Annotated in this window: 24 protein-coding genes; 12 read left to right on the plus strand and 12 right to left on the minus strand. The window is 59.4% G+C overall.

Annotated features, from left to right (window positions below):
* Nucleotides 1-186: 186 nt before the first annotated feature.
* Nucleotides 187-1,065 carry a metallophosphoesterase gene (locus ACR0E2_RS05310; protein ID WP_480445512.1) on the minus strand — a complete coding sequence of 293 codons (879 nt, stop codon included), beginning with the start codon at nucleotides 1,063-1,065 and terminating at the stop codon, nucleotides 187-189.
* A 4-nt stretch (nucleotides 1,066-1,069) separates the two neighbouring features.
* A complete protein-coding gene (locus ACR0E2_RS05315; RefSeq protein WP_171228054.1) occupies nucleotides 1,070-1,669 on the minus strand; it encodes a superoxide dismutase in 600 nt (199 codons plus the stop codon).
* Nucleotides 1,670-1,769: 100 nt separating this feature from the next.
* Between ACR0E2_RS05315 and ACR0E2_RS05320 the strand changes: the two genes are divergently transcribed.
* Nucleotides 1,770-2,531: an FkbM family methyltransferase gene (locus tag ACR0E2_RS05320; protein ID WP_480445513.1), complete on the plus strand. Its 762-nt coding sequence runs from the start codon at nucleotides 1,770-1,772 to the stop codon at nucleotides 2,529-2,531.
* A 63-nt stretch (nucleotides 2,532-2,594) separates the two neighbouring features.
* On the plus strand, nucleotides 2,595-3,026 hold the full coding sequence (locus ACR0E2_RS05325; protein WP_480445514.1) for a hypothetical protein: 432 nt from the start codon (nucleotides 2,595-2,597) through the stop codon (nucleotides 3,024-3,026).
* A gap of 33 nt (nucleotides 3,027-3,059) precedes the next feature.
* Here ACR0E2_RS05325 and ACR0E2_RS05330 read toward each other — a convergent pair whose 3' ends face one another.
* From ACR0E2_RS05330 to ACR0E2_RS05345, 4 genes are all read right to left on the minus strand, one after another.
* Nucleotides 3,060-3,626, minus strand: coding sequence for a sarcosine oxidase subunit gamma (locus ACR0E2_RS05330; RefSeq protein WP_480445515.1), 567 nt, complete (start codon nucleotides 3,624-3,626; stop codon nucleotides 3,060-3,062).
* A complete protein-coding gene (locus ACR0E2_RS05335) occupies nucleotides 3,619-6,633 on the minus strand; it encodes a sarcosine oxidase subunit alpha family protein (protein ID WP_480445517.1) in 3,015 nt (1,004 codons plus the stop codon). Before ACR0E2_RS05335 ends, ACR0E2_RS05330 begins: the two co-directional genes overlap by 8 nt.
* Before the next feature lie 67 nt (nucleotides 6,634-6,700).
* A complete protein-coding gene (locus tag ACR0E2_RS05340; protein WP_170610145.1) occupies nucleotides 6,701-7,030 on the minus strand; it encodes a sarcosine oxidase subunit delta in 330 nt (109 codons plus the stop codon).
* A 75-nt stretch (nucleotides 7,031-7,105) separates the two neighbouring features.
* Nucleotides 7,106-8,350, minus strand: coding sequence for a sarcosine oxidase subunit beta family protein (locus ACR0E2_RS05345; RefSeq protein ID WP_171205004.1), 1,245 nt, complete (start codon nucleotides 8,348-8,350; stop codon nucleotides 7,106-7,108).
* Nucleotides 8,351-8,526: 176 nt separating this feature from the next.
* Between ACR0E2_RS05345 and ccmI the strand changes: the two genes are divergently transcribed.
* Genes ccmI through ACR0E2_RS05360 form a run of 3 tightly spaced genes read left to right on the plus strand, consistent with a single transcriptional unit; the run spans nucleotide 8,527 to nucleotide 10,459 of the window.
* A complete protein-coding gene (gene ccmI / locus ACR0E2_RS05350) occupies nucleotides 8,527-9,747 on the plus strand; it encodes a c-type cytochrome biogenesis protein CcmI (protein WP_480445518.1) in 1,221 nt (406 codons plus the stop codon).
* Nucleotides 9,744-10,208 (plus strand): Holliday junction resolvase RuvX, encoded by a 465-nt coding sequence (gene ruvX, locus ACR0E2_RS05355; RefSeq protein ID WP_480445520.1) that lies wholly within the window; start codon nucleotides 9,744-9,746, stop codon nucleotides 10,206-10,208. Before ccmI ends, ruvX begins: the two co-directional genes overlap by 4 nt.
* Nucleotides 10,209-10,225: 17 nt before the next feature.
* The gene (locus ACR0E2_RS05360; RefSeq protein WP_171167523.1) at nucleotides 10,226-10,459 is read left to right on the plus strand and encodes a DUF1289 domain-containing protein; all 234 of its coding nucleotides are present in this window, start codon (nucleotides 10,226-10,228) and stop codon (nucleotides 10,457-10,459) included.
* A 653-nt stretch (nucleotides 10,460-11,112) separates the two neighbouring features.
* Here ACR0E2_RS05360 and ACR0E2_RS05365 read toward each other — a convergent pair.
* The 5 genes from ACR0E2_RS05365 to ACR0E2_RS05385 form a co-directional block, all read right to left on the minus strand.
* Nucleotides 11,113-11,841 (minus strand): SpoIIAA family protein, encoded by a 729-nt coding sequence (locus ACR0E2_RS05365; protein WP_171228047.1) that lies wholly within the window; start codon nucleotides 11,839-11,841, stop codon nucleotides 11,113-11,115.
* 36 nt (nucleotides 11,842-11,877) lie between these two features.
* Entirely contained in the window at nucleotides 11,878-12,633 is a 756-nt protein-coding gene (locus ACR0E2_RS05370) for a hypothetical protein (protein WP_480445522.1), read from the minus strand.
* 23 nt (nucleotides 12,634-12,656) lie between these two features.
* Nucleotides 12,657-13,481 carry a sulfite exporter TauE/SafE family protein gene (locus ACR0E2_RS05375; RefSeq protein ID WP_480445524.1) on the minus strand — a complete coding sequence of 275 codons (825 nt, stop codon included), beginning with the start codon at nucleotides 13,479-13,481 and terminating at the stop codon, nucleotides 12,657-12,659.
* Nucleotides 13,482-13,496: 15 nt separating this feature from the next.
* Nucleotides 13,497-14,492: a tRNA dihydrouridine(20/20a) synthase DusA gene (gene dusA / locus ACR0E2_RS05380; RefSeq protein WP_480445525.1), complete on the minus strand. Its 996-nt coding sequence runs from the start codon at nucleotides 14,490-14,492 to the stop codon at nucleotides 13,497-13,499.
* Between the two features lie 138 nt (nucleotides 14,493-14,630).
* Nucleotides 14,631-15,233, minus strand: a complete 603-nt coding sequence (locus tag ACR0E2_RS05385) for a TetR/AcrR family transcriptional regulator (protein WP_152458466.1) — start codon at nucleotides 15,231-15,233, stop codon at nucleotides 14,631-14,633.
* A gap of 141 nt (nucleotides 15,234-15,374) precedes the next feature.
* On the opposite strand from ACR0E2_RS05385, the gene ACR0E2_RS05390 reads away from it, so the two are divergent.
* The 7 genes from ACR0E2_RS05390 to ACR0E2_RS05420 all read left to right on the plus strand — a co-directional run bounded on the left by ACR0E2_RS05390 (nucleotide 15,375) and on the right by ACR0E2_RS05420 (nucleotide 24,220).
* The gene (locus ACR0E2_RS05390) at nucleotides 15,375-15,839 is read left to right on the plus strand and encodes a (2Fe-2S)-binding protein (protein ID WP_480445527.1); all 465 of its coding nucleotides are present in this window, start codon (nucleotides 15,375-15,377) and stop codon (nucleotides 15,837-15,839) included.
* A 3-nt stretch (nucleotides 15,840-15,842) separates the two neighbouring features.
* A complete protein-coding gene (locus tag ACR0E2_RS05395; protein WP_480445529.1) occupies nucleotides 15,843-18,029 on the plus strand; it encodes a xanthine dehydrogenase family protein molybdopterin-binding subunit in 2,187 nt (728 codons plus the stop codon).
* Between the two features lie 133 nt (nucleotides 18,030-18,162).
* Nucleotides 18,163-19,482, plus strand: a complete 1,320-nt coding sequence (locus ACR0E2_RS05400) for a glutamine synthetase family protein (protein WP_480445531.1) — start codon at nucleotides 18,163-18,165, stop codon at nucleotides 19,480-19,482.
* A gap of 58 nt (nucleotides 19,483-19,540) precedes the next feature.
* The gene (locus ACR0E2_RS05405; RefSeq protein WP_480445532.1) at nucleotides 19,541-20,221 is read left to right on the plus strand and encodes a type 1 glutamine amidotransferase; all 681 of its coding nucleotides are present in this window, start codon (nucleotides 19,541-19,543) and stop codon (nucleotides 20,219-20,221) included.
* On the plus strand, nucleotides 20,221-21,579 hold the full coding sequence (locus ACR0E2_RS05410) for a glutamine synthetase family protein (protein WP_480445533.1): 1,359 nt from the start codon (nucleotides 20,221-20,223) through the stop codon (nucleotides 21,577-21,579). Before ACR0E2_RS05405 ends, ACR0E2_RS05410 begins: the two co-directional genes overlap by 1 nt.
* An 8-nt stretch (nucleotides 21,580-21,587) precedes the next feature.
* A complete protein-coding gene (locus ACR0E2_RS05415) occupies nucleotides 21,588-22,892 on the plus strand; it encodes an NAD(P)/FAD-dependent oxidoreductase (RefSeq protein WP_480445535.1) in 1,305 nt (434 codons plus the stop codon).
* Nucleotides 22,893-23,005: 113 nt separating this feature from the next.
* A complete protein-coding gene (locus ACR0E2_RS05420; protein WP_480445537.1) occupies nucleotides 23,006-24,220 on the plus strand; it encodes a DegT/DnrJ/EryC1/StrS family aminotransferase in 1,215 nt (404 codons plus the stop codon).
* Between the two features lie 64 nt (nucleotides 24,221-24,284).
* Here ACR0E2_RS05420 and phaR read toward each other — a convergent pair whose 3' ends face one another.
* Nucleotides 24,285-24,836, minus strand: coding sequence for a polyhydroxyalkanoate synthesis repressor PhaR (gene phaR, locus ACR0E2_RS05425; protein ID WP_171115229.1), 552 nt, complete (start codon nucleotides 24,834-24,836; stop codon nucleotides 24,285-24,287).
* Between the last annotated feature and the right edge of the window lie 88 nt (nucleotides 24,837-24,924).

Raw genomic sequence — 24,924 nt, forward strand, 5'->3', positions numbered from 1 at the left:
TCCCTCGACCTGCCGGACATGCGGGGTTGTTGACGCACGAACAGTGCGCAGCCCAATCATTGTTTGAATTGATATGCAGTTTCTCCCTCTGCCCTACAGAGATGTGTACTGGAAAACAGCAAACAAGGTACCGTCGTGCAGAAAGGGCACGTATCGGCGGGTTTTCACCGGCTGGTCATCAACCCTTTAGGCGGACATCTCGACAACGGTGATTTCGGGCGTCACGCCCAGACGAACCGGCAGGATCGAGCAGCCGATACCGCCCGAAACGACCAGATCGCGCCCATCTTCGCGTACATGGCCATAGGCATAGCGATTGCCGAATTTCGATGGCACCACAGGCGACCAGCCGAACAGGCGCACCTGGCCACCATGTGTGTGCCCAGAAAGGGTCAACGCCACCCGCCCGGGCACAGTGGGAAACACATCGGGCTCATGCGCCATCATCACAACCGGAGCGTCATCGGTGATCTGCGCCAGAGTACCTTCCAGATCGTCCAATCCTTGCGGCTTGCCGTTGCGCCAGATCGCCAGCTGATCCTCGAGCCCGGCCAGCCAGATGCCCTGAGTTTCGAGTTTGATCGCGGCATTGGACAACACCAAAATGCCGTTCTGTTCCAGAATTTCGGTATAGCGATTGGGCCCGGACCCGCGCCGCTGAGCCGACCTGTCATCCCACCAGTCGTGATTGCCCAGAACGGCAAAGACACCATTTTTTGCCTCAAGCCCGGCAAGCACAGGGGCCAGGTCCTGCATCTTGACCGTGTCCGAGACACCTTTGTGGCTTGCAAAGAAATCACCCAACAGCAGGATCACGTCCGGAGCCAGCGCATTGGTTCGACGGACCACCTGCTTTACGCGATTCAGGCCGACATAGGGCTCGCCCACATGCATATCGGACAGTACGGCGATTCTAAGCGGCGGCGCTGTCCAGTCGTCCCGCTGAATGCGCCATTTGCGCACGCGCAACCGAACCGCGGGTTCAATGATGAACCCGTAGGCGGCCGTGACAAGGCCTGCCAGCGTCACCGCCAGCAGGCCCTTTATGAACCGACGTCGGTTCAATACGTTACATCCGCGATGCGACGTTTTCCCAGTTCACCAGATTGTCGAGGAAGTTCGACAGGTAGGCCGGGCGTTTGTTGCGGAAATCGATGTAGTAGGAGTGTTCCCAAACGTCGCAACCCAGCAGCGCGGTTTGACCAAAGCACAGTGGGTTCACGCCATTCTCAGTCTTTGTGACGGCCAGCGAGCCATCGGCGTTCTTGACCAGCCACGCCCAGCCTGAACCGAACTGACCCGCACCGGCGGCACTGAATTGCGACTTGAATTCATCTACCGAACCGAAGCTTTCGGTCAGCGCCTTTTCCAGCTCGCCCGGCATCTTGGACTCGCCCGGCCCCATCATTTCCCAGAACTGGTTGTGGTTCCACAACTGGCTGATGTTGTTGAAGATACCGTTTTGTGCCACGGCGTTTGCGTCGTAAGTACCAACGATGATCTCTTCCAGCGACTTGCCGTCCCATTCGGTGCCGGCGATCAGCTTGTTGCCGTTGTCGACATAGGCCTTGTGGTGCAGGTCGTGGTGATATTCCAACGTTTCCGCGGACATACCCTTGGCTGCCAGCGCGTCATGTGCATAAGGAAGATCAGGAAGTTCAAAAGCCATGTCGGCCCCCTGTTTATATGTAAGTTGCGGTTCCCAAGGTTAAATGCTTTGGCAACCGCCGCAGGTCAAGGGGCGTGGCAAGAAAACCCGGAGGCAGGCGATGCTGACACAGGCGCGCAAGATGTTCTATCGCGCCCGCGGATATTATGCGGGCAATCTGAACGGCGAGCCCTTTCGTCTGGACCCGTACCATTCGAAATTCTGGCGCAAAGCCACTGCGGGCGCTTGGGAACCTGAAACATTTGCAGTTCTTGACCGGTTCCTGTCCCCTCAAAGCGACTATCTGGACATCGGCGCGTGGATTGGCCCGACGGTGCTGTACGGTGCGCGAAGGGCACGGCATGTCTGGTGTTTTGAGCCTGACCCGACCGCGTTTCGGCATCTGGCATGGAACCTTGATCTGAACGGCATTCAGAACGTTTCGGCATTCGGGGTCGCCCTGTCAGATCGATTTGGCGTGGCACGCATGGCCTCTGTGCGCGGTGAACCCGGGGACTCCACCAGTTCGCTTCTGCAAGACGGGGCGCATGGGACTGATGCGCTGACGATCGCCTGGGACCAATTCGAAAAGACAAACGACCTGTCACGGGTTTCGCTGGTCAAAATGGACATCGAGGGCGCGGAATTCATTGTTGCCCCCACTTTGTCCGCATGGCTGAAGAAACACCGCCCCGCCCTTCTTCTGTCTCTTCACGCACCTCTGCTTCCGGAAGACCAGAGGCACGAACGTGTCAGCGCGTTGATGGATGAACTGGGTTATTACGCAAAGCTGTCGGATGACAAGGCGCAGCCTGTAAAGACTTCGGAATTGCTGACCGAAGACGGCCTGAGCCGTTTTCACACCGTTCTCTTGCATGGGTAGAACGTCTGGCGTTTTTTTCTTCGTTCACGCGAGGTCCCGCTTGCGGCATTGATGTGTATCAGTTTGAGTGCACACACCAAGAGTCATACCCAAGTGGATAAAATGAAAAGACTTTTACCGATTGCAGTCGCCGCATTGCTTGCACAAACCGCTGCGGCAGAAACGGTTACCTATCATTGCAAGATGACCAAACAGGACGCCCATGGCTGGATTGCGCCAGAGTATGCGTTCCGGATCGACCCCGCCGCATCTTCGGCGATGGCCGCCACTTCGTACCAGGATTGGGCCAAGGCAAAATTCAAAGACCGCGGCGCCAAGGGATACCGTATTATCTGGAATCTCGATCAAAAAATGGTTGCCGGCGGCAATGTTCGTGTTCGATATCAGGCGAACCTGAAAACAACCGACAATACGGTCGCCGTTCGCATGGCGTTCGTTCAGGGAAATTTCGCCAACAAACCTTTCGGAGTCGGGACCTGTTCGACAGTCAAGTAAGAAAAAGCCCCGGATGAACCGGGGCTTTTTTGTTCAGTAGACCCCGACTTCACTGCCAGGCTGTGCTGCCACCTTGAGCAGTTTGAACACATAATCCGCAGCGGAACGGAAGCAGACCACGCGGAAGGTCTGTTCATCATCCATCCAGAAAGCACCCGCCACCTGCGCCAGACGCGTGCGGCGGATCTGGCCGGGCTGGAATGCATCCGCCGACAGATCGACAGGTGCGACCTTGCCAAGCACCTCTCTTGCGCTGGCACCAGAGACGCTGAATACGGCGCGGGCATCCGAGACGTTGACCGCCAAAGCATGGGTGCCATTCAGGGCACCGACCATGTCGGCCAGTTTGGCTTCGACCTCGGCATAAGGCACCAGAACCAGCAACTCGTCGGTCGACATCCAAGCCACGCCGGTTTCGCCGGTCACAAGCACCTCGCGCTGACCCGGCACTTTCTGACCGGTTGCATCCTTGACGGCCTTGGCCAGCACCTTGTCGGACAGGTCGCCGCGCAGGGTTATCATGCCTTGCAGGCCGCATTCCTGGACCTTGGCGATGCCGTCATAGCTGGCGTGGTTCAATGCGCTGATGGGTTCAGACATTCTGCTTCTCCCCGTCCTTGTCATAAAAGATCGGGTCCACGATCTTGGCTTTGTAGGTTTTGCCGTCCGTGCCCGGGAACTCGACGATCTCGCCCATACGGTCGGGGCCGTGTTTGATCAGCCCCATGGCGATGCCTTTGCCCAGATTGGCCGAGTAATATGTCGACGTCACGCGGCCGATCATGTTGCGCTGACCGTTGGCATTGACGCCCTCGCCCACCGCGTAAGCACCATCCGGCAGAACTGATCCGTCCACAGTCTCGAGACCGACCAGCTTCCAGCGCTCGGGATCCGCCATGTGGCTGCGGGAATGAGCGCGTTTGCCCAGATAATCCTCTTTCTTCTTGGACAGCGCCCAGTGCAGCCCCAGATCCTGCGGGATCACGGTGCCGTCGGTCTCGTCCCCGATCATGATAAAGCCCTTCTCGGCCCGCAGGATGTGCAGACATTCGGTTCCGTAAGGCATCACGCCGAACTCTTTGCCTGCCTCCATCAAGGCATCCCAGAACGCCTGACCCTGGCTGGCGGGAACAGCGATTTCATAAGACAACTCGCCCGAGAACGAAATGCGATAGGCCCGGCAATCGAAACCTCCGATCTTGCCATCGCGCCATTCCATGAACGGCAGCGCCTCTTTGCTGACATCCATGCCGCCCAGCTTTTCAAGCACCTTGCGGGCATTGGGGCCGACCACGGCGACCTGCGCGTATTGCTCGGTCACGTTGGCGACATAGACTTTCCTGTCCCACCATTCGGTCTGAAGCCATTCTTCCATGTGACCATGGATACGCTCGGCCCCGCCGGTGGTGGTGTGGCACAGCCACGTGTCCTCGTCGATGCGGGCGACAACGCCGTCGTCGATCAGGAAGCCGTTTTCCGAACACATCAGGCCATAGCGGCATTTGCCGACCTTCAGCGTGGACATCATGTTGGTGTACATCATGTCCAGGAACTTGCCGGCATCCGGGCCTTTGACGATCAGCTTGCCCAGCGTCGAGGCATCCAGCAGGCCAAGATTCTCGCGGGTGTTCTTGACCTCGCGATTGACCGCGTCGTGCACGGATTCACCGGGGCGGACATAGGCATAGGCCCGGCGCCAGTGACCGACCGGCTCCCAGTCGGCGCCGTTCCTGTCGTGCCAGTTGTGCATCGGTGTCCGACGGATCGGCTGAAAGACCTCACCCCGTGCCTCACCGCCGATCGCACCCATCGAGATGGGCGTATAAGGCGGGCGGAAGGTGGTTGTGCCAACCTTGGGAATTTCGGATTCCAGCGCATCAGCAAGGATCGCCAATCCGTTGATGTTGCTCAATTTACCCTGATCGGTCGCCATACCCAGCGTTGTATAGCGCTTGGTGTGTTCGACGCTTTCATAGCCTTCGCGCGCGGCCAGTTGCACGTCAGAAACCTTGACGTCGTTCTGGAAGTCCAGCCACGATTTCATGCGCAATTGGACTTCTGCATTTGCCGGCATCAGCCAGACCGCTTCCATCGGCGCTTCGGTGGTTGTTTCCCCTGCGGGCGCCTTGGTGTTCTTGGGCTTGAAGCCAGCCGCCTTGGCGGCCGCCTTACCGGCCGCATGGGCGTCTGTCAGAACATCTTGCAACGCCAGAGGACCGTTGGACGCGCCAGCAGCAACAACGAACCCTTTGCCGTCGGCGCCCAGCGGCGGACGCTCGGGATCCGGCCGGAAATGCGCGTTCGCCTCATCCCAGATCAGCTTGCCCCCGCAATGCGACCACATGTGCACGACCGGAGACCAGCCGCCGGACATGGCGACTGCATCCGCCTCAACCTCTTCACGCGCGCCGCCGATGCCTTCCTGATTGCAGATGGCAACCTTTTTGACCCGCTTGCCGCCTTTGACCTTGGCAATGGCTTTGCCCGGATCGACGCGGATACCCAACTGGCGGGCTTCTTCCGCCAAAGGTCCGGCCGTTGCCCGTGCGTCAACAATGCGCAAAACATCCACACCTGCCTGTTTCAGGATAATCGCGGTGCGGTAGGCGTCATCATTGTTGGTGGCGACGATGACCCGATCGCCCGGAGCAACCCCCCAGTTCACGACATAATCGCGCATGGCCGAAGCCAGCATCACACCCGGAACATCGTTGCCAGCAAAGGACAATGGTCGTTCAATTGCACCCGTTGCAGTTACAATTTGCTTGGCGCGAATACGCCACAAGCGGTGGCGCGGGCCCTGCACGCCCGGCGTGTGATCCGTCAGGCGTTCGTACCCCAACACATAACCATGGTCGTAAACACCCGCTCCCATGCAGCGCGTGCGCATGATGACGTTGTCCATTGTTTCGAGTTCGGAAACTAATTGTTCCACGAACTTATCCACAGGTTCACCATCCACGGTGCCGCCGTCAACCGGAGCGCGACCGCCCCAATGCGCGGTCTGCTCGATCAGCAGGACCTTGGCACCGGATTGTGCCGCCGCCTTGGCTGCCTGCAAACCAGCCACACCGCCGCCGATCACCAGAACATCGGTAAAGGCGTAGAAATGTTCATAGGTGTCGGCATCCCGGTTGTCTTTGTCGGGCGCCTTGCCCAATCCCGCCGACTGTCGGATGAACGGTTCGTAGACGTGTTTCCAGAAGGGTTTGGGGTGGATGAACGTCTTGTAGTAGAAGCCGGCCGGCAGAAACCGGGCAAAGGCCGTGTTCACCGCACCGATATCATATTCAAGGCTTGGCCAATGGTTCTGTGAAATCGCGGTCAAGCCGTTGAACACCTCGGTCGTCGTGGCACGCTGGTTCGGCTCGAACCGGTTGCCCTGCCCCAGGCCGACAAGCGCGTTCGGCTCTTCCGCGCCGCTGGCGACAACGCCGCGGGGACGGTGATATTTGAACGACCGGCCAACCATCATCTGGTCATTGGCCAGCAGAGCCGAGGCAAGCGTATCCCCCTCATAGCCCTGCATCGAGGTTCCGTTGAAAGTGAATGTGACCTTTTTCGACCGGTCAATCAGCCGGCCTTGTTTTGCGAGACGGGTGCTCATTGTGCGGGCCTTTCGCATGTGGAGGCGTCAAAGCCTCCGGCGGGAATATTTTTGAAAAGATGAAGCATCAGGAGAACTCTCTCCACGTCCAGCCGGGCCGTTTGGCAGTGATGGCATCCTTGATGTCTTGCGGCGGTTCGGAGGTCTGAGCCGTATAGGTGCCAAACACTTCGAGTGTCTGCGTGCAGCGCGCGGCGTGGAACCATTTGCCGCAGCCATTGGCGTGCCGCCAACGCTCGAAATGAACACCTTTCGGGTTTTCACGCATGAACAGGTAGTCGTGGAATTCGTCATCGGACGAGCCCGGACCGAAACGCTTCAGATGCGCTTCGCCGCCGGCGGCCAATTCGGTTTCTTCGGCGTCTACGCCGCAATAGGGGCAATTCAGGATTAGCATGTTGTCATCCTTTTGGCGGTCGGTCGGCGCGGGGGCCGACCTGAATTCTGTTTTCTGGCACCTTCGGGAATCCCCCTAGTGCGCCACCCCGGCGGCGACGCTTTCGTCGATGAAGCGGCCTTCTTTAAAGCGGTCCATCGAGAAGGCTTCGGTCAGCGGTGAATGACCCGTCGCCATCAACTGTGCCATCCCCCAGCCGGAACCCGGAATCGCCTTGAAACCACCGGTGCCCCAGCCGCCATTGATAAAGCAGCCCTGCAACGGTGTTTTCGACAGGATGGGCGAACGGTCACCGGTCATGTCAACGATCCCGCCCCACTGGCGCAGCATCTTCAGGCGCGAAATCATCGGGAAGGTTTCAACCAGCGCCCGCACCGTTTCCTCGATATGGTGGAACGACCCGCGCTGCGTGAAGTTGTTGAACCCGTCGGTTCCCCCGCCGATCACCATTTCGCCCTTGTCGGATTGTGACATGTAGCCGTGCACGGTGTTGGCCATCACGACCACGTCCATGCAGGGTTTGATGGGCTCGGACACAAGCGCCTGCAACGCGACGGCTTCCAGCGGCAGGCGGAAGCCCGCCATCTCGGCCAACTGACCCGAATGGCCCGCGACGACGATGCCCAGCTTGTCACAATCGATGGCACCCTTGGTGGTATCGACCCCGACAACGCGACCGTTGTCCGAGCGCACACCGGTGACTTCGCATTGCTGGATGATATCCATCCCCATCGCCGAACAGGCACGCGCATAGCCCCACGCAACCGCATCATGGCGCGCAGTGCCCCCGCGTTCCTGCCAAAGGCCGCCCAGAACCGGATACCGGGGGCCATCCAGATTGATGATTGGCACCAGTTGCTTGACGCGCTCGGGGCCGATCCATTCCGTCTTGACTCCTTGCAGCGCGTTGGCATGGGCCGTGCGCTGGTAGCCGCGGATCTCGTGCTGGGTCTGCGCCAGCATGATGACGCCGCGCGGGCTGAACATGATGTTGTAGTTCAGTTCCTGGCTCAGGTCCTCGTAGAGGCTGCGCGCTTTCTCGTAGATCGCCGCAGACGGGTCTTGCAGATAGTTCGAACGGATGATCGTCGTGTTGCGACCAGTATTGCCGCCGCCCAGCCAGCCTTTTTCGATAACCGCGACATTCTGGATGCCATAGTTCTTGCCAAGGTAATACGCGGTCGCCAGACCATGACCGCCAGCGCCAACGATGATGACGTCATAGCGCTTCTTGGGTTCGGGTGAGCGCCAGGCGCGCTCCCATCCGGTGTGATAGCGCAGAGCTTCCCGCGCCACAGCAAAGGCTGAATAGTGTTTCATGTGCGAATCCATCCGGTTCGGTGATTGGGCGCAGATATGCCGTGTGACGGCATTTTAACCCTGCCGTGCAACGCCGCAATATCGCACTATTGCGACATGTCGCTCATTCGCGGCCATTTGTCCCTTTTGTCGGACGCCTCACAGGTCTAAGTCAGGGCAGCATCCTCGGAGGGACCATGACGTTCTGGGTTCTGATTTTTCTTGTCGCGCTGCTGATCGCAGCTTTTCTCAGCTTTACCCTGCTGCGCAAACGCCGTGGGGATGAACCCGCGGCGGCATACGATCTGCGAGTTTATCGCGAACAGTTGGCCGGTGTGGACCGGGATCTGGCGCGCGGGGTCATTGGCGAGGCCGACGCCGAACGGGTGCGCACGGAAATTTCCCGTCGCATTCTGGCCGCAGATGATCAAATGAAGAAAGAGGGCGCCGGCGCCGGGCCATCTCGTGTGGTTTCTGTGTTGTCGATCCTGGCAATCTCGTTGCTTCTGATCGGTGGAGCGTTGGCGATGTATCATCGCACCGGGGCCGTTGGTTTGCCTGACATGCCGCTGACCGCACGGCTTGAACTGGCCAAGGAAGTGCGCTCCAACCGGCCATCCCAAAGCGCCGCGGAAGAACTGGCGACCCCACCTCGACCTGCGCAGCTGGAAGAAAGCTATGCCAACCTGCTGAAGCAGTTGCGGGAAACCGTTGCGAGCCGGCCAGATGATTTGCAGGGTCAGATGTTGCTGGCGCAGCACGAGACGAATGCGGGCAACTTCAAGGATGGGTACACCGCGCAGCAAAAGGTGATCGAGCTGTCCGGCGACAGCGCCACGGCTGATACCTATGCGGACCTGGCTGAAATGATGATTCTGGCCGCAGGAGGGTATGTCTCACCCGAAGCGGAACAGGCACTGATCGAAGCGCTGAACCGTGACCCCCGTCACGGCCCGGCGCGCTATTATTGGGGGCAGATGCTGGCACAGATCGGGCGGCCGGACCTTGCCTATCGCATGTGGGTCGAAACGTTGCAGGATTCCCCCGCAGGTGCGCCCTGGGCTGAAGCAATTCGGGCTCAGATCGACGAACTGGCCTTTAGGGCCGGCGTTTTCAATGCACCGGATCTGAGCACAGCACCCGGCCCCAGCCAGGAAGACATGGCCGCCGCCGCGGAACTGAGCCCCGAAGAACGGCAGCAGATGATTCAGGGTATGGTGGACCAGCTGTCTGATCGGCTGGCGACAGAAGGCGGATCCCCCGAGGAATGGGCCCGCCTGATCGCGGCCTTGGGCGTTCTTGGCCAGGGCCAGCGCGCCATCGATATCCGCGACGAGGCCATGGAAGTCTTTGCCGGCAATTCAGAGGCGTTGCAGATCATCGATGCGGCGGCCCTTCAAGCCGGGATCGCTCAATGATCCATGACGCTATCGAAGATTTCGCAGCAGCCTTGCAACCCATGAGTGCCCTGATGGGGCTGGACCTTGGGGAAAAGACAATCGGAGTCGCCGTGTCCGACCGGATGCGCGGCGTCGCCAGCCCGCTGGAAACGGTACGGCGCAAGAAATTCACGCTCGATTCCGCGCGCCTGATCGAAATTGTAACCGATCGCGAGATCGGGGGCATCTTGCTGGGCCTGCCCAAGAACATGGATGGCAGCGAAGGTCCAAGATGCCAGTCAACGCGGGCATTTGCGCGCAATTTGTCCCGCCTGACCGAATTGCCCATCGGATTTTGGGACGAGCGGCTCAGCACGGTTGCGGCAGAAAAAGCACTACTTGAGGCGGATACGACACGAAAACGTCGCGGACAGGTTATTGATCACGTTGCGGCCAGCTATATTTTGCAAGGGGCGCTGGACAGGCTGCGCTTTTTGTAACGGGTCGGGGACCAGTGATGACGAATATGGTTTGGAAAAGGAATGAGGTCGAAAGCCCTTGTGTCCAGATCTGTGTCGTTCACCCGACTGAACGCATCTGTACCGGCTGCTATCGCACGATTGACGAAATCACCCGCTGGTCCAAGATGGACAGCAGCGAACGCGCCGAAATCATGGAAGAACTGCCAACCAGAAAGCCGCGCCTCAGCAAACGTCGTGGCGGGCGTGCAGCGCGCATAAACGGTTCCTGAAGTCAGCCAGTCTGCTTTGGGGACGTATCCCTGTGGTCATTGGATTTGTTGCGGACCGACCCGTTTGTGTCTTGTCCGCGCAGCTCTGACTCGAACAGTGCTGCGATTTCGGATCTGCTTGTTTTTGCAGTCCCGTATTTTTTCGCTGCACGTTGGACATGTTTCGTGCTGGTCTTGTCCGCCTTGAAAACTGGCGTCTTGCGTGCCGCAAATCTTTCCATCAATAACCTAAGTGTCATCGCAAACTTCCCGCTTCCAATAACTGTGCCGCCGCGGGCCGAGTTCGAGCTCCTTAAAGGGGCCAGCTCATGAACGCATCTGTTCAACGTGAGTGGAGGCCCGCAGCGACAGGGCGTAGGTAAGGGCATTTCCGGTCAAATTTAGGGGGAAAACACACGGTTTTTGGTCCGTGTTGACCTTAAGGTCAGAAATTCCACGGAAAAACCCACCAGTTCCCTTACGTCACAATTCTGGACCGGTACGGCATCAAGACCGGTTTCAAGACATGTGGTGCGTGTCGTTCCGCGAAATAAGCCAATCAGATTTGGTCAATTCGCGCTCAAAGGTGCTTTGTTCTGCCCAGAGAACAAAGCACGCAAGCCGCCTGTTGGCAGCAAGATCACAAGATGCAGGTTGGCGCGCAGAGCAGGGCCTTACCCGGCAGCCAGCCAGGTTTTGGCGTTTTCGATTTCCTCGGACGGAAAGAACTGAGTCCGTGTGCCCAATACATGACTGGCGACACGTTGTGCCATGTGCTGCCAGCTTTTGTCCCCGACGATCGCCGCGCGATCCAGTTGTCCGATGTGGCGACTGGCCAGACGAAAATGCGCTGCAAGAGCGGACAACCCCTGCCAGCCGTCAAATTCCCGCAGGTCGATCAGCAACCGAAACCCGGAGCGGTCATGCAACAAAGCGTCCAGGTCGCGCTCGGCCTGCTTGTACTCCTCTGGGTCCAGTTTTCCCAAAAGGCTGATCTGCACACATGGGCCCTCAAGATCGGTCACGTGAATGGATCCCAGCGACTCGCGCATCCAGCGCCGGGCGGCTTCAAGCTCGGCCAGTTCAAAGACCTGAACGGGGCATGGCAGGATCGGGGCGGCCAATCGGATGCTGGTTTGCACCCAGCCCTGATCGGCAACAACCGCGATCCGGTCAAACCCCCGCCAGTGGCTGAGCCCCAGCTTGGTGTCGGACCAAGCCGCGCCCAAATCATACCCCTTGAACTCTGGCTGCACGATGGTCAAAAGCCGAACGGAATCGTGTTCTGTCAGCGCTGCTTCGATTGCAGGAACCAGGACATCGGCATAGTCGGCGCTGGTGACTTGCCCCGACAACTCTACTTCTATCAATGCACCATCAGAATTCGTATGGACCGTAATCATCGGTCAAATCCTCCAAAGCCAAACAATGACAGGAGGTTAAGTGGATTCGATCCATTCCGCCACACCCCCGGCGCATTCCGGACGGAAATAGGCGATCATCCGTCCATCCGGCCCTGCGCTTGCCGTTTCCACCCAGGGGGCAACCCCGTGCAGGCAGTGACGGTGCAGCACGTAAGCCTCGCCCGGCTTGGCCGGCAGTTCGATTCGCGGGCAGGTTTCGAAAACCTCGCGACGGGCGGATTGGTAGATATCCGTAATATCGACTTCAAGTAGACGCTCTGGTGGCCTCCCCGCAAGGGCGCGCCTGAACGCCGCGCCCAGGATATGATGGCTGCCTTCCCACAACACCATGGGCGACGCATCCGGGCTGACCTCGGTCAGCGGTATGCCCAAAATCCAGGCGTGCGGTTCATCCACCCGGCGGCGACGATCCGGCCCCATCGGGCGCAAACCGTCCACATGAGCCGCGTCCCGATTTCTGCGATACCGCGCGGCGGCTTCGTTTTCCCCCCGGCGCGGGCGTGGATATCCCGGATGCATGACCGAGACTTGGCCTTTGTGAAGCGGCAACTGCCCGTAACGCCCTGCAATGAATGACATGGCAGTTCCGGCCAAAGGCCCCGATTGGCCGACCCTGCCCTGAGCGTCATTGGGCAACGCGTCAACACCGATGAACCACGTCCCGTCACAATCCAGCCAGTCAGCATGGGCCGGGTCCGTTACCGCGGCCCGTGCGGCAGGCAGCGCATGGCCTACCCAGGCCGCAAGCACTGGATCATACGGGAATTTCACCCAACCCCTGGCGCCAAAATCCTTCACAAACCCACCGCTTTGCGCAGCATATTGAGCGCCACCAGCGTAAGGAAAACGGCGAAAACGCGCTTCAAAGGTTTCGGATCCATCGCATGGGCCAGCTTCACTCCCCAGGGCGCGGTGATCATCGTCATTGCCACGACGATACAGAAGGCCACCAGATTGACCGCCCCAATGGTCAGCGGAGGCCGGTGTTCCGGTGCGATATCCAGAAACAAAAACCCGATGACCGAGGGCACGGCGATGATCACACCAAACCCGGCGGCGGTTGCGACGGCGCGGTGGATCGGCGTGTTGTAGAGGCTCATCAGCGGTACACCAAAACTGCCGCCGCCGATTCCCATCAGAACTGAAAGAAACCCGACCGCGGGGGACAGGATGGCCCGCTTTATCCCACCGGGCATGACATCACCCAGCCGCCATTCCGAACGACACAGCCCCAGATAGGCCCCGATCACCATTCCCAATATGCCGAACAGCGCCTGCAAGGCTTCGGTCCGCAGGGCCGATGCAACCAGAACTCCGATGATCGCACCGACGACGATCCCCGGCCCCCAGCCGCGCAGGATATCCCAATCCACCGCACCCTTTTTATTGTGCGCAAGAACGGATCGGACCGATGTCACGATGATCGTGGCTAGCGACGTGGCCAGACACAGTTGCATCAACTGCGGGCCGCCGTAGCCAAGAGTTTGAAACGCATAGAAAAAGGCAGGCACCAAGACGATTCCACCGCCGACCCCCAGCAATCCGGCAAGCACGCCGGCCAGCGCTCCGATCGCAAGCAAAAGGCCCAGCATCTGGGCCAGCAACATCGTCTCGGGCATCGTTCCCCCTGCCGCTTAAACTTCTGCCATGGGCGCCACATGATCCAGCGCCCGCAGCATCACCTCGGGTCCGGCCCCATCCCGCACAGCCCCTTCAGACAAGGCGCGCCGCCATGCGCGGGCTCCGGGACGACCTGCGAAAAGGCCCAACATATGACGCGTGATCTGGTGCAAACGCCCGCCATTGGCAAGGTGCCGTTCCACATAAGGCACCATATGTTGAACGATCGCGAACGGATCACGCGTCGTTCCGGTACCAAAGATGCGTCGGTCAGCATCCGACAGGACGTCGCCCGGCTGATGATACGCGGCCCGGCCGATCATCACCCCATCCAGACCTGCTTCCAGATGTGCGGCTGCCTCGTCCAGCGTGTTGATGCCGCCATTGATCGATATGTGAAGATCCGAAAACTCAACCTTCATCCGATGCACAAGGTCAAAGTCCAAAGGCGGGATATCCCGGTTTTCCTTGGGGCTCAGCCCTTGCAGCCACGCCTTGCGGGCATGGATTGTCACCCTTTGGCAACCTGCCGCGCTGATGTGCTCAAGAAACGCGGGCAATACATCTTCGGGCTCCTGGTCATCGACTCCTATGCGGCATTTCACGGTGACATCCACATTCACCGCTTCGCGCATGGCAGTCACGCAGTCGGCAACGCGGGCCGGGTCTTTCATCAAGACCGCGCCGAAAGTGCCGGATTGCACCCGATCCGACGGGCAGCCGCAGTTCAGATTGATCTCATCATACCCGACCTCAGCCCCCAGTCTCGCCGCCTGCGCCAATTCTTCCGGGTCAGAGCCGCCGAGTTGCAAAGCAATCGGGTGTTCCTGGGGAGAGTAGTCCAACAGATGCAACGCCCCGCCCCGCACGAGCGCCGGCGCCGTCACCATCTCGGTATACAGCAACGTTTCCGCGCTGAGCAGCCGATGGAAATAGCGGCAGTGGCGGTCTGTCCAGTCCATCATCGGTGCCACGCTTAGACGCGCAGCCTGTGTTGCCTTGCCTGTCACAGCAACGCCTCCGTCCTGCTATGCTTCGAAATCCGATGGGCTGTCAGTGGCCTTGCCCATCCGAATCAAGTCGAAAAGCCCTAACACATTCCTCTGGCGGCGTCCCGACTGCGTCCATCAGGATCCAACTGCTTCCGATCAGACACCATATCGGCTCATCACCATCTGGACACTGCTTTCGATCGTTTCCGTCATCTCGGCTTCGCTGAGCACCCCACCCGTAAACAGCAGCGGCCAGAAGGCGCGCGCCTTGATCAGGCCAATGAATTCGCGCCCGGCCCGTTCCGGATCATCGATCCGAAGCTGCCCATCCTCGGCCGCATCTTTGAGCATGGCAATGAACGTCGCCGTCTTGTCCAGCTTGCCCTGCGCTTCCGCCGCAAGCGTCGGGTTGCGCAAGGTTTCGCTGATCACCATCCGGGCCATTGCGATAACATCGGGCCGCATCAGAATGCGCCCTTCGGCCCAGGCCAGTTCAGTAAGTTGCGTACGAATATCGCGACCTTTTTCATACCGGATTTCCAGCACTTCAGCAAAGCGGCTGGACAATTCGACCACGATGGAGCGAAACAGGTTTTCTTTACTTTCAAAGTACTTGTACAACGTACGCTTGGACACTTCGGCCCTTGCTGAAATGCGATCCATACTGGCCGCGGCAAAGCCCTTTTCCTGGAACTCGGCCACGGCAGCTTCGATGATCTGTGCGCGCTTGGACGCATTCTGTGCGCTGCATTCGTTCATGTCAGAGCTATAGACCTATTGACGTGCCCTGGTCAAACACTAGGTAAACGCAAGAGTTTACAGAGGCAAAACTATATGCCATAAGTAAACCTGCGAGTTTACCAATTGCGGAAACCAGCACCAACAGGAGACCCCCTCATCATGGCTCTTAAATTGAACCTGAACGGCACGACCCACGAGGTTGATGCCGAACCCGGAACGCCTCTTCTCTGGGTGATCCGAGACGAACTGAAACTGACCGGCACAAAATTCGGCTGCGGCGTGGCATCCTGCGGGGCCTGCACCGTGCACGTAAATGGTGAGCCCGTCCGTTCCTGTCAGACATTCATTGAAGACGTCGAAAACGCCGAAGTCACGACCATCGAAGCTGTCGGTGACGACAAGATCGGTGCCGCCGTACAACAGGCCTGGGTCGAACTGGATGTCGTCCAGTGCGGCTATTGTCAGTCGGGTCAGGTGATGTCGGCTGTCGGGCTGTTGTCCGAGAACCCGAAACCGTCAGTCCAGGAGATTGACGAGTACATGTCCGGCAACGCCTGCCGCTGCGCCACCTATCAACGCATTCGCGCCGGCATCCAGCGCGCGTCTGAAATTCTGGAGGCCTGATCCATGACCATCAACACTTCTCGCCGTGGGTTTCTGAAAAGCGCCGCCGCTGCCGGTGCCGTCCTCCTGGTCGGCACCCGTCCGGACGGTGCGCTGGCCGCGGCCTCGTCCGAGACCGCGCAGTTCAATCCATTTGTGAAGATCGATGCCGATGGCACCGTGACCGCCATCGTCAAACATTTTGAAAAAGGTCAGGGCCCGGCGACCGGACTGCCGACGCTGATTGCCGAAGAAATCGGCCTGACCATGGACCAGATCGAATACGAGTTCGCCCCCTCGGATCCGAATGTCTACAACAACCTGCTGTTCGGCCCGTTCCAGGGCACCGGCGGTTCGACCGCGATGGCGAATTCGTGGCTGCAATACCGTCAGGCCGGTGCTGCCGCGCGCGAGATGCTGATCAACGCCGCCGCGCAAAGCTGGGGCGTGGATGCATCCGGCATCATCATCGAAGACGGCATCGTGAAGGCAGGCGACAAGTCGGCTCCGATCGCTGAATTTGTGTCCGCTGCGTCGCAACTGGACGCTCCGGCAGAGCCACGCCTGAAGGACCCGTCTGAATTCCGTCTGATCGGAAATGAAACGGTGCGCCGCAAGGATACGGCAATCAAAAGCAACGGCCAGGCGATGTTTGCCATGGACGTTCACCTGCCCAACCAGATGATCGCCATGATCAAACGCCCCGAAGCAAAAGGCGGCATCGCGCTGGGCTTTGATGACAGCGCATCGAAAGAGGTCAAAGGCTATATCAGCGCCGCGGTTCTGCCCAATCAGGCAGGCGTCGCGGTGTATGCCGAGAACACCTGGGCCGCGATTCAGGCACGCGATGCGCTTGACGTCGAATGGGACATGTCCGGCGCGGAAACCCGCAACTCGGACCAGATCAAGGCCGAGATCATGGCCGCGCTGGAGGCTGAGCCCACATATAACGTCAACAAGGCGGATTTCGCCACTGTGGCAGCCGCCATCGACGGCGCGGACAAGGTCGTCGAAAAAACGTTCTACTTCCCACTGCTGGCCCATGCCCCGATGGAACCGTTAAACTGCACCATCGAGCAGACCGCAGACGGAGACATCGTTCTGCATGACGGGGCACAAATGCCGACGGGTCCTCATATGGCCTACCAGCAGATCTTTGGCCTGCCCGCCGAGAAGATCCACATCAAAACCATGCTGGCAGGCGGGTCTTTCGGGCGCCGCGCCACCCCGGATGCGGATTATCAGGTCGAGGCCGCCCTGGCCTTTGTCGTCACTGACCGCTCGCGCCCGGTGAAACTGGTCTGGACGCGCGAAGACGACATTCGCAGCGGGTATTACCGACCGGCCTTTGGCCACAAGGTTCGTGTGGGTCTGGACGCCGAAGGCAACATCGTCGGGTGGCAGCACCAGATTGCCGGCCAATCCGTGATCAAGGGCACCCCGTTCGAGGCTGTTCTGGTTCATGACGGCATCGACCACAGCTCGGTCGAAGGCGTTTCGGACAGCCCCTACAAAATCCCCGGCATGGCGGTGGGTCTGACCGACACGCCAAAGGCGACGACGGTTCTGTGGTGGCGCTCGGTCGGGCACACCCACACCGCCTATACGATGGAAACCATGATGGATCTGGTGGCCGAGGCCGCCGGTCGTGATCCGGTGGAGTTCCGTCTGGCCCATCTGTCCGACAGCGGCAACCCGGACCAGCAACGCAAGGCAGCTGTTTTGAAGCTGGCGGCCGAAAAGGCAAACTGGGGCAATGCGCCAGAAGGCCGGTCGCAGGGGATTGCCGTTCACAAGTCCTTTGGGTCTTACGCGGCTGAAGTGGTCGAAATCTCGGGCGATCCGGAAAGTGGCATCAGGATTGAAAAGGTCACCTGTGCCGTGGATTGCGGTATCGCCGTGAACCCCGATATCGTGCGGGCCCAGATGGAAGGCGGCATCGGCTATGGCATTGGCCATGTGATGCGTGACCAGATCACCCTGACAAGCGGGGCTGTGGATCAATACAACTTCCCGGATTACGAACCGCTGCGTATCGGGGATATTGCCGCAATCGACGTGCACATCATGCCATCGGCCGAAGCGCCGACCGGCGTCGGAGAACCCGGCACGCCACCGTCGGCACCGGCTTTGGCCAATGCGATCAAGGCCCTGTCAGGTTTGCATGTGGCGCAATTGCCCATGGAAGAACATGGCGTAAGCTTTGCCTGAAAACAGCTCTCCGCGCCGGTCAATACCGGTGCGGGGCGTTCCTTGAGCACCCAAGCCAAAATTTGATCAAATTTGATGACAAAGCGCATCCATTGAAGTAGATCATTGGGGAGTTTCACCGACGGAGCCCCCAATGGATCTGAGAGCCCTGCACAATTTTCGCGTTGCCGCATGTGACCTGAATGGTCAGATGCGGGGCAAACGCGTGCCCCCCGGCTATGCCGACAAACTGGGAAAAGGCGCCGTGCGAATGCCGTTTTCGGCACTGAACGTAGACCTGTGGGGCGCTGATATCGAAGGAAGCCCGCTGGTCTTTGAAACCGGCGACGCAGATGGGGTGCTGCGCCCGACCGAACGCGGCCCGGTCCCCGTGCCCTGGCTGGATACGGAAACAGCGCTGGTGCCAATGTGTCTGTATGATGATGACGGCGTACCCTTCCCGGGCGACCCGCGGCATGCCCTGTCCGCCACACTCGACCGCTATGCGCAACGCGGCTGGTCCGTTGTTGCCGCGACGGAGTTGGAGTTCACACTCGTTGACGCTTCTGGCGCGCAGCCGCAACCGCCGGTGAATCCGATCACAGGGCGGCGCCTTGCGGATGAGGCCGTTCTGTCGGTTGCCGAAATGGACGCGTTCGAGGCGTTCTTTACCGACCTGTACGATGGCTGCGCCGCAATGGGCATCCCCGCGCAGACGGCCATTTCCGAAAGCGGCATCGGCCAGTTCGAAATCAACCTGAACCATCAGGACGCCATGCGCTGTGCCGATGATACGTGGCTTTTCAAGGCATTGACGCGTGGTTTGGCTCGCAGACACGGATTTGCGGCCACCTTCATGTCCAAGCCTTATGCCGATGACGCGGGCAACGGAATGCATGTGCATTTCTCCGTGTTGGACCAGAACGGACACAATGTATTCGACAACAACGGGCCGGAAGGCACCGAGATATTGCGGTCTGCCGTAGCGGGCTGTGTCGCGGCCATGCCGGGCAGTACGTTGATATTTGCACCCCACGGCAACTCCTACACTCGGCTGGTACCGGGTGCACATGCGCCCACGGGCGCCTGCTGGGCCTATGAAAACCGAACCGCTGCCATTCGCATCCCGGGCGGAGCGCCCGCCGCACGGCGCATCGAACACCGCGTCGCCGGCGGGGACATAAACCCCTATCTGATGCTGACCGCGGTTCTGGGCGCGGCACTTGTCGGCATCGAGGACGGCTTGACCCCACCTGCCCCGATCACGGGGAACGCCTACGACATCGCGGACCTGCCTCAACTGATGCCGGATTGGTCGCGCGCGATTGACAGGTTGGCCACGGACCCCCTGGTGGCCCGGCTGTTCCCCGCTGACCTGATCCGCTATCTGACCATGACCAAACGACAAGAGATCACCCGATTTGCGAACATCCCGCCCGAGGATCACTGGCTGAGCTATCTCGAGACGGTTTGACCCCCTTGCCGCGTCAACCAGTCTCGGTTAGGATTAATTTGATCAAATTTGGTGACACATGAAAATCGGTATTCTACAAACCGGCCACACCCCCGAAGTGCTACAGGAAGAATTCGGGGATTATGACGAACTTTTCCCCGCGTTGCTGCGTGACAACGGGTTCGAGTTCGTGACCTTCCCCGTCGTGGACGGCACTTTCCCCGATGGTGCGGATGATGCGGATGGATGGATCATTACCGGATCGCGCCACGGGGTTTACGAGGACCTTCCCTGGATCGCCCCGCTGGAAGCGCTGGTGCGCGAGATCCGGGAAAGTGGAAAACCCCTGATCGGCGTTTGCTTTGGCCACCAGATCATTGCTCAGGCACTGGGTGGCAAGGTCGAGAAATTCTCGAAAGGATGGGCCGTAGGTCGTACGGAATACGAATATGACGGCAACAGACTGTGGCTGAATGCCTGGCATCAGGATCAGGTTGTCGAATTGCCGAAGGAAGCGCGGGTTCTGGGCCGGAATGCCTTCTGCGAAAACGCGATGCTGGCTTATGGGGACGCAATCTGGACAGTTCAGGCCCACCCGGAATTCACCAACGGATTCGTGGCGGGCCTGATGCGGACACGGGGCAAGGGCGTGGTGCCCGAAGACCTGATGCGCGAAGCCGCAAATCGCGAGACGGCCCCGGACGACAACGCCAAAATCGCGCGCCACATGGCCGAGTTTCTAAAGAAAGAGAGAGCCTGATGGCTGATTGGACCGATAAACTGCCGGAAGCCGCAAAGGCATATTTCCACGGGCAACGACTGGACGAAGTTGAATGCATCATTTCGGACCTGCCGGGCATTGCGCGCGGCAAGGCGGTGCCTGCATCAAAATTCGCAAAGCAATCCTATTTCCACCTGCCCGACAGCATCTTTTACCAGACCATCACAGGGGGCTGGGGCGAAGCGGCCGGCGATGACGGGTTCATCGAAAAGGATATGATCCTGAAGCCCGATTTCTCGACCACGTCCGCTGCGCCGTGGACGGGGGATTGGACATTGCAGGTGATCCACGACGCCTACGACCGGGATGACAATCCGATCCCCTACAGCCCGCGCAACGTGCTCAAGCGTGTTGTGCAGCTTTATCATAACAAGGGATGGAAGCCGGTTGTTGCACCAGAGATGGAGTTCTTTCTGGTTGCCCCCAACGTAGACCCGGCGCAGGGCATCAAACCCATGATGGGGCGTTCCGGCCGCCCGGCCGCGGCGCGGCAGGCCTATTCCATGACGGCCGTGGACGAGTTTGGCCCGGTGATCGACGACATCTATGATTTCGCCGAGCATCAGGGGTTCGAGATCGACGGCATCACGCAGGAAGGCGGCGCCGGGCAGTTGGAAATCAACCTGCGCCATGGCAATCCGGTGAAACTGGCCGACGAAGTCTTCTATTTCAAACGCCTGATCCGCGAGGCCGCGCTGCGCCACAATTGTTTTGCCACCTTCATGGCCAAACCGATCGAGGAAGAGCCGGGCTCGGCCATGCATATCCATCACTCGATCATCGATATGGAAACCGGTCAGAACATCTTTTCTGGTCCTCAAGGGGGTGAGACGGACGCGTTTTACCACTTCATCGCCGGTCTGCAGAACCACCTGCCCGCTGGTCTGGCGGTCATGGCACCTTATGTGAATTCCTACCGGCGCTATGTGAAGGATCACGCGGCACCGATTAATCTTGAATGGGCCCGTGACAACCGCACCACCGGTATTCGCGTGCCCCTGTCCGGCCCGGAATCGCGGCGCGTCGAGAACCGCATCGCCGGGATGGACTGCAACCCGTATCTGGGCATCGCGCTGTCGCTTGCCTGCGGCTATCTTGGCCTGGTCGAGCAGGAACGCCCACGTCGTCAGTTCTATGGCGACGCTTATGAAGGCGAGGGCGATATCCCGCAGGTCATGGGCGAAGCGCTGGACCTGTTCGACGAGGCCACTGCCCTGCACGAGGTTCTGGGCCCTGAATTCGCCCGCGTTTACGGCATCGTCAAACGGGCCGAGTACGAAGAGTTCCTGCAGGTCATCTCTCCTTGGGAACGTGAACACCTGCTGATCAACGTCTGAGACCTTCCGTGAACCTGCTCTATTCCAATGACCGCAAAGGTGAGTACCCAGACAGCTGGTATGCCGCGACGGCACATCCGATGGATCGCTTTCCCGCGTTGTCAGAAGACACCAAGGCGGATGTATGCGTTGTCGGTGGCGGTTATACGGGGCTGTCCGCGGCCCTTCATCTGGCCGAAGCCGGGTTCAACGTCGTGCTGCTTGAAGCGCACCGCGTCGGCTTTGGCGCGTCGGGCCGAAACGGCGGCCAGTTGGGCAGCGCACAGCGGATGGATCAGGAAGACCTCGAGCGTCTTGTAGGCGATGCCGACGCCGCCAGGCTGTGGGAACTGGCCGAAGACGCCAAGGATCTGGTCAAATCCCTGATTGCAAAACACAAGATCGCCTGTGACCTGAAACCCGGTGTCGCCGTTCTGGGCCTGAGCAAATCCGAGCAAAAAGAACTGCATGACCACGCCCGCCATCTTTCCGAGCGGTACGGATACGACCAGATCGAGCTGTTGGACGAAAACGCGGGTCATTCGCTGTGCCCGTCGCCCGCCTATCACGGGGGGTATCTGGATATGGGTGCGGCGCATCTGCACCCTCTGAACTTGGCGTTGGGACTGGCGCAAGCCGCGGCCAAAGCGGGCGTTCGCATCCATGAAAGCACCGAAGTGACCGGGATTGACGAGGGCCAGACGGCGGTGATCCGAACTGCACACAGCAACGTTCGGGCCGAGCACGTCATTCTGGCCTGCAACGGGTATCTGGGCGGCCTCAATCGTTCCGTCGCCGCCAGGGTCATGCCCATCAACAATTTCATTGCGGCCACCGAACCCCTTGGAGAGGACACCGCCCGGGTTTTGACCCGGGATGTGGCGGTTGCGGATACGAAATTCGTGGTGAACTATTTTCGCCTCAGCGCCGATGGCCGCCTCTTGTTCGGAGGCGGCGAAAGCTATGGCTATCGCTTTCCATCAGATGTCGCCGCCAAGGTCCGCAAACCCATGACCGAGATTTTCCCGCATTTGCGGGATGTGAAGATCGACTATGCCTGGGGCGGAACGCTGGCCATCACCATGCGGCGGATGCCGTATCTGGCCCGTGTCGCACCCAAAATTCTTTCGGCTTCGGGATATTCCGGTCACGGTGTCGGCACTGCGACCCATGCCGGACAACTCATGGCGATGGCGATTCAGGGTCAGGCCGAAGGGTTTGACACGATGGCACGCGTGCCCGCGCTGTCTTTCCCCGGCGGCCCTGCCCTGCGTAGCCCGCTTTTGGTGCTGGCCATGACATGGTTCGCACTGCGCGACCGGCTTGGGGTCTGATCCACGTAAATTGCGACAGATTGGTGAATTTTCGCCTGCCCGGCGATTGAGGGCTTGGATTGCCTTCCGATTATCTTTATCTTTCCCAAAGATAGAATTCGGGAATTTCAAATATGATGCTGCCCCCCAACGTTCACGACGCCGAACCCATCCCTGCCGCCGCCAAGGACGCGATCGAGGCCCTGATGCAGTCAGGTGACCTGTTCCGCTATACCGCACCGCAGGATGCCCCGGTGGCCCTGCTGGAAGCCGAGTTCGCGGAACTGTTGGGCACGAAATACGCATTGGCGGTGTCGTCCTGCTCGGCCGCGCTGTTTCTGTCGCTCAAAGCACTGGGCCTACCCCGCGATGCGCGTGTTCTGATCCCCGGCTTCACCTTCGCGGCCGTGCCGTCGTCGGTTGTCCATGCCGACTGCATTCCGGTTCTGTGCGAAGTGGGTGAAAACTATCGCATCGACATGGCCGATTTCGAGGCCAAGCTGGACAACGTTCAGGCAGTCATCATCAGCCACATGCGCGGGCATACATCCGACATGGATGCGATCATGGCCTTGTGCGACACACGAAACATTCCGGTGATCGAGGATGCCGCGCATTCGCTGGGCACCACATGGCATGGCCGCAATATCGGTACGATCGGAAAGGTCGGATGTTTCTCGTTCCAATCCTACAAGATGATCAATGCCGGCGAAGGTGGCATCCTGATCACGAATGATGCAGATCTTGTCGCGCGGGCCGTCATCATGTCGGGCGCGTATGAGCACAATTGGAAGAAGCACAAAGGTCCGCAGGGCGACAATTCACCCGAACTGCAAGAGGCCTTTGCCCGCTGGCAGAACAAGCTGCCGCTGTACAATCTTCGCCTGAGCAACCTCAGCGCGGCGGTGATCCGTCCGCAACTTCCGGAACTGGCGCGCCGCGTCCGCGATGGCCTGGCAAACCATGATTACGTGGCTGGTCGCCTGAACACCTCGTCTCATATCGAGGTTCCCGCCCCCCTGCCCCCCGAGCAGCGTGCGCCGGATTCGATCCAGTTCAATCTTGTCGGAATGCAGGAACATGAGATCCGCGCCTTTGCCGCAGCGTCCGAGGCACGCGGCGTCAAGGTTCAGGTTTTTGGTCTGAGCGAAGACAACGCCCGCGCCTTCTGGAACTGGCAATTCCTGCCAGAAACTTTCGACCTGCCCAAGACGCGCGACATGCTGATGAAGGCCTGTGACGTGCGCCTGCCCGTCCGCCTGACCCGCGAAGAGCTGGACGTGATTGCAGACATCCTGCTGGCATCGGTTGGCGAAGTGACCGGCCCGATGCCAGTTTATGGCACGTAGGATGAAGGCATTTTGAAAAAGAAAGGCCCGCACAATGCGGGCCTGTTTCTTTGTTCGGAACGGATCAGTTCAGCTTGGACAGTTTTTGCTGCAACTCGGCCAGCTGTTTCTTGATGTCATCCAGATCCTCTTTCGGTTCGGACTTTTCCTCTTCCTTTTCCGGGCTGGACCATCCGCTGGACAACCCACTGGTCATCGCCTTCAGGAAAGCCTGTTGCTGCGCCTGCAATGCGTCAAAACCCGGCATCTGAGACATCGGATTCATCGCGCTCATGTTTTCCATCATCTTGTTTTGGCTTTCGCGCAGCATCTCGAACGAGCTTTGCAGAAACTGGGGCATCATTCCCCCACCCGGCAGCATGTAACTGCGCACCAGATCATTCAGCACATTCACCGGCAGCACGTTTTCACCCCGGCTTTCATGTTCGGCAATGATTTGCAGAAGATACTGGCGTGTCAGGTCGTCGCCGGTTTTCAGATCGATGATCTGCACTTCGCGCCCGTCGCGGATGAACCCCGCGATATCTTCGAGCGTCACGTAATCGCTGGTCTCGGTATTATACAGCCGACGGCTGGCATAGCGCTTGATAAGCAGCGGTTTTTCTTGGTCCGACACCGGGTTCCCTCCCCAAGGATGATGCGTTGCAGCACAGGTTATGCGAGTGCAGCACAAAAAGAAAGGGCAGGTCAATGGACCTGCCCAA

It is taken from the genome of Ruegeria sp. A4 (assembly GCF_056543025.1).